The organism is Archangium sp. (assembly GCF_036389735.1).
GTDB lineage: Bacteria > Myxococcota > Myxococcia > Myxococcales > Myxococcaceae > Archangium.
In genome coordinates this window covers 1-5431 of sequence record NZ_DASVWK010001147.1, presented here as the reverse complement: position 1 = coordinate 5431, position 5431 = coordinate 1, and the positions used below count along the sequence as shown (strand labels likewise).

The window sequence follows — 5431 nt, the reverse complement described above, 5'->3', positions numbered from 1 at the left end:
TCGACAGCGAGGCGCTGCTCACGTTCTTCGACCAGCGCCTCCCGGAGGACGTGACGGACGGAGCGGGCTTCGAGGTCTGGCGCCGCAAGGCCGAGGCGGCCGACCCCGACGTGCTCGTCCTCTCGATGGAGGACGCCCTCTCGCACGACCCGGACCTGTCCCCGGCGCACTACCCGGATGCCATCACCCTGCATGGCGCGTCCGTGCCGGTGACGTACACCTTCGACCCCTCGGCCGAGGACGACGGCATCACCCTGAGCGTGCCGCTGCTGCTGCTCGCACCGCTCGTCCCCGGTGAGCTCGACTGGACCATCCCCGGGTGGATGCGGGAGAAGCTCACCGCCCTGCTCGAGCAGCTCCCCCGCGCCCAGCGCAAGCAGCTGGGGCCGCTGCCGGACCTGGTCGACCGTCTCGAGAAGGAGCTGGTGCCCTTCCGCGGGCCGATGATTCCAGCGCTCGCGCGTGCGGTGTCCCGGCTGTGCGGCGTGGACGTGCCCGAGGACTCCTTCCGGGCGGATGCCGTGGCGCCCTACCTGCGCCTCACGCTCCGGGTGCTCGACGAGCGGGGAAAGGAGCTCGCGCGGGGCCGCGACGCCGACGCGCTGCTCGAGCAGTACGGGGGACGTGCACGGGCGGCGCTGCGCAGCGCGGCACCGGCTTCGGACTGGGAGCGCCAGGGGCTGACGGCCTGGACCTTCGGCGAGCTGCCCCCCGTGGTTACCCGGCGGGTCGGCGGGCTCGAGCTCCGCAGCTACCCCGCGCTCGTCGACCGGGGCGCTGCCGTGGACCTGGTGCTGCTCGAGACCTCCTCCGCCGCCGACGCGGCCACGCGCACGGGGGTCCGCCGGCTCCTGATGCTCGCCGCGCGCGGACACGTGGCCGTCAGCGCCGCGCGCATGCCGCCGCCCTTCCCGTCCCTGGACGGCGCGCCGCCCGCGCGGGGCCAGGCCGACGCCTTCCGGGCGCTCGTCCTCGCACGCAGCGTCGACGATGCGTTCAAGCTCGCACCCGGTGCGCCGCTGCCCCGCACGCAGGCGGCCTTCGAGGCGCTGGTCCGTGAGGGCTCACCGCGCATCGAGCGTGCGGCCCGGGACTGGGCGGACGCCGTCGCCGCCACCTCCTGGGAGCTCGTCGCGACGCTCGATGCACTCAAGGCAGCATCAAAGGGGCCGAGCGGCGCGGCGGCCGTGCGGGACATCCGCTCGCAGCTCGGGCACCTGTTCCCCGCGAACCTCATCGAGTGGATTCCTTTCGTGCGCCTGCTGAACTACCCCCGCTACCTCCGCGCGGCCCAGGCACGGCTGTCGCGTGCGGTGGCGAACCCCGGCAAGGACGCAGGGAAGTCCGCGCCCTTCACCCCCCTGTGGGAGACCTTCCTCGCCAGGCGCGCCACCGTGCGTGACCAGGAGGCGGCGCAGGAGCTGCGGTGGGCCTTCGAGGAGCTCCGCGTGGCCCTCTTCGCTCCGGAGCTGACGACGCCCGTGTCGGTGACGGTGACGAAGGTCGGCGCGGCCCTCGCGGCGCTGCGCTAGAAGCGAGTGGCTGTGCGTCCGCGACGAGAGCATCGGCGTCCTCAATGTGCTGCCGCCCGACGGGGAGGGTAACGAGGCGGAGGGGGAGGCCGCCCGCGGAGAGGGCGGCCCCTTCCGGTACGCCCACCCGCGCTCCGCCACCCGGGGATTTCCCATGAAGCTGGCCGGAGCGGTGATGCTGTTCCTCCCCGGATGCGCGACAACTCGGGACACAGGCGGGTCTGGCCCTTCGCCCTCTCCAGGAGTCCAACCCGCGAGGAAGAAGGAACTGCCCTGGTTGAACGTGCCGGGTGGTCGGATGAAGACGACGCTCTACTACGGCCCCTGGCAATGCCGCCGAGAGTTCATGAACGGGTGCCAGAGGGAGTGCGCCAGCGAGGGCCACACGATCAAGGGGTGCATGTGGCTGGCCGACTTCAAATTCGATTGGGAGGGAAGCCTCGTCCTCCTACCCGTTCCCGTGAAAGCCGGGAGCCGCTACGGCATCTAGCACTGCTGCTGCGACTACCGCACGCTGGAGCCAGCGGAGAAGAAACCCCTGCGTGATGCTTGGGAAAACGTGAGGGAGTCCTTTCCGCCGGGATTGGAGCAAGAGGTTCGGAGAATGGCCCTCCGAAGGTGGCAAATACTGGCCCGGCCACCACATCCGGGATCTCTGGCACGGAGGTGACCCGGTGGACCCCAACGGTGGACCCCAACAACGTCTTTCCCGCCGAGCCGTTCGTTCACGACATCTACACCAAGGCGTATCCCGCCTGCTACGCCGGACAGGCCCCCTGGAATACGGTGGGACCCAACCTGCCCTATACGGACAACTGACGATGACTACGCCCGTGAGCCGCTTGCTCGAAGAGGTCTCCCGCGCCCACTTCCCCTATCCGCCCGCCACGCCCGAGGAGATCGACATGGCCGGACCCGGCCTACCGCGAGCAGATCGCCAGTTCCTTCACCGAGTTCCTGGAGGAGGTGCTACGCAGCAAGGGACGCTCGTACTGGCTGGGGACGAAGTGATTCAACCCGCCCTTGCGGCCATCAGTATGCGCCCAGGATTCACACAAATTTTCAGGCCCGGGCTCGTCGAAGCGCGGGCTATCGGTGATGCGCCTCCTGGGAGTTGGACGCGAGCAGGCGCAGGGGCGTCTCCCGGCCCATGGCGAGGAAGGGCGCCCAGTAGTGGGGGTGAGGCTGGGTCCGCCGCAACTCGCGCATCGCCTCGCGCAGCCCCGTGGCGCGGCCCTGCCCCGCGAGCAGGTTGCGGTAGTAGGCCTCCATCAGCTCGCGCGTCGTCTCGTCGTTCACCTTCCACAGGCTCATGACGACGGTCTCCGCTCCCGCCACGAGGAAGGCCCGGCGCAACCCGTAGACGCCCTGGCCGAGCTTGACGTCGCCTCGCCCGGTATCGCACGCGGAGAGGACGACGAGCTGGGTGCCCCACAGGTTGAGGCCCGTCAACTCCAGTGCCGTCACCAGCGCGCGCTCAGCCGAGGGCTGGGCGGGGCTGGAGCCGGAGGGCGTCGGGGCGCTCGCCCCCGCCATGACGAGGCCGGAGCGCAGCAGCGGGTCCGGGGGGCTGGGTGCCTGGGCGTCCTCGCCCAGCGCCCCGAAGTGGCCCACGGCGCGGGAGCCCGGGCGCTGGGGCGCGTCCTCGAGGAAGAAGCCATGGGTGGCCAGGTGGAGGATGCCGGGTGGAGGCAGTTGCAGCAGCCGCTCCTTGGTGGCCTCGGGGCCCAGGAAGAGCTGGGCCTGGGGCAGCAGGCGATGGATGGCCTCGGCCTCCTGGCGGGTCCCTGGCAGGGGGGTGGGCGCCCAGGCTCGTTGAGCCAGGTCCGCGCGCAGCAGGGACAAGAGGCGCTCGCCAGCCATGGCGCGCTCGGCCAGCGCGAGCGTGCCCTCCTTGGGAAGAGCGGGTGCTTGGAGGGGGGCATTGAAGTCCGGATCGGCGAGGACGACCACGGAGCCCGGGGGGCTGCTCTCTTGGGGGCGAGGCAGCAGGTTCTTGCCGGAGGGGACGTAGGTGAAGTCGAAGGCGTCCACGAGGAACTGCTTCCCGTCGTGAAGGGCGGCGAAGGGCACCAGGGCGAGCTGACCATCCGGCGAGAGGAAGAGGCGGCGGGTATCCCCCAGCAGCGGCAGCAGGGGTTGGAAGGCGATCTGGTGGAGCGCTTGGGCCGAGGCCTGGAAAGAGGCGTCGCGGTTGGCCAGCGCGTCGCGCAGACGCGAGGAGGCGGAGTCGATGGGCTCGGCGGGTCCCAGGTCTTGGACGCGGATGGTGGCGTCGGGGAAGAGCACCAGCGCCAGGTAGCGCAGCGGGCCGGGGCTCTGGGGCCCGGACGTGCCGGGCTCGGGCACGAGCGGGCGGTCCACGTAGGTGATGAACTCGACGAGGGCGGCGTCCTTGGGCAGGGCCGCGGCGACACGGTCGACAATCTCCGAGGGGGGCGGCAGTGCGGCCAGCGCACGCAGGGGGGCGGAGCGCCTGGCCAGGTCCGCTTCCAGGGCAGCGCCCTGCTCGGTGAGCTCTTCGAGACGCTGTTGGTAGGCTGACGGTGAAAGCGAGCCGGGGCCCTGGAGTGACAACTGGGCCAGTTGCATGCGCAGCCCACTCAACCGCTCGAGGGCGTCGCGATCCTGGGCTCCCAGGCTCTGGTAGATGATCCGGGAGATGTTGGAACTCTCCTCGACGGAACGGCCCTTGAGCAGGAGGGCGGCACCGAGGGCCAGGCGTCTGACGTGGACGTCATCGGGGTGGGCGCGCAGCAGCGCATAAAGCCGCTCCTCGTCGGTGCGTAGAAACTGGAGGAAGCGAGCCAGGCGCACCTCGGAGAAGCCGAGTGCCTCCTGGCGCAGGCGATGCTCGGAGATGGCGAAGGCGCGCATGAGCAGTGGCAGGGCCTCGGCAAGGCGATGCCGAGCCAGATGGACCACGGCGAGGTGGTTGAGCGTTTCAGCGCTGTGGGGATGGTTCTTGCCGAAAATCGCTCCCCGGATGGCGAGCGCGCGCTCGTAGAGCGGCCTGGCCTGACCGTACGACCCTTGAGCCAGGTAGAGGTCGGCGAGATCGTGCAGCGCGTCAGCGACGTCGGGATCATTCTCGCCAAAGGCCCCTTCCGAGATGGCCAGCGCGCGCTGAAGGAGCGGCTCGGCACGTGCGTACCGCCCCTGGGCCAGGTAGAGTTTGCCGAGCTTGCTGAGCGGCTTGGCGACGTAGGGGTTGCTCTTACCGGAGACCGTCTCCCAGATGGCCAGCGCGCGCTGAAGGAGCGGCTCGGCGCGAGCGTACAATCCCTGGGCCAGGTAGAGGCCGCCAAGGCTGTCGAGCGATTCGGCGACGGAATGATGCTTCTCGCCGAAGGCCGCTTGCCAGATGGTGAGCGCGCGTTGAAGGAGCGGCTCGGCACGAGCGTACAATCCCTGGGCCAGGTAGAGTCTGCCAAGTCTGCCGACCGGGTCCGCGACGAGAGGATGGCTCTTGCCGAGGGCCGTTTCCCAAATGGCCAGCGCGCGCAACAAGAGCGGCTCGGCTCGGCCGTACAACCCCTGGAGCGCGCAGGTCACAGCGAACCGGAAGAGCGTATCGGCGACGAGGGGATGGCTCTTGCCGAGGGCCGCTTCCTGAAGGATCAGTGCGCGCTCGTAGAGCGGCTCGGCACGAGCGAACGACCCCAGGCGCATGTAGAGTCCAGCGAGGTGCAGGAGCGAGCCCGCGACGTTGGGAGGGTTCTTGTCCAGGGCCGCTTCCAGAATGGCCTGCGCACGTGCACCGAGCGGCTCGGCACGAGTGGACAACCCCTGGGCCCGGTAGAGATCGCCAAGGCCCCAGAAGAGCAGTTGCGCGATGCGGGAATGGTTCTCGCCAGGGGCCATCTCCCAGATGGCCAGTGCGCGCTCGTAGAGCGGCT

General features: G+C 70.1%; 4 protein-coding genes. 3 read left to right on the top strand and 1 reads right to left on the bottom strand.

The genetic code is table 11. From position 1 onward, the window contains the following. From VF794_RS41335 to VF794_RS41325, 3 genes are all read left to right on the top strand, one after another. Positions 1-1532: DUF3418 domain-containing protein (locus VF794_RS41335; protein WP_331119507.1), on the top strand; the 1532-nt coding region annotated here is incomplete at its 5' end. 154 nt (positions 1533-1686) lie between these two features. After that, positions 1687-2022: a hypothetical protein gene (locus VF794_RS41330; RefSeq protein WP_331119505.1), complete on the top strand. Its 336-nt coding sequence runs from the start codon at positions 1687-1689 to the stop codon at positions 2020-2022. Between the two features lie 176 nt (positions 2023-2198). After that, positions 2199-2351, top strand: coding sequence for a hypothetical protein (locus tag VF794_RS41325; protein ID WP_331119503.1), 153 nt, complete (start codon positions 2199-2201; stop codon positions 2349-2351). 270 nt (positions 2352-2621) lie between these two features. On the opposite strand, the gene VF794_RS41320 is transcribed toward VF794_RS41325, so the two are convergent. Beyond that, positions 2622-5431: CHAT domain-containing tetratricopeptide repeat protein (locus tag VF794_RS41320; RefSeq protein ID WP_331119501.1), on the bottom strand; the 2810-nt coding region annotated here is incomplete at its 5' end.

Excerpts from the sequence above, each read along its gene's own strand:
- VF794_RS41330 (WP_331119505.1), top strand. The coding sequence starts at position 1,687 with ATGAAGCTGGCCGGAGCGGTGATGCTGTTCCTCCCCGGATGCGCGACA.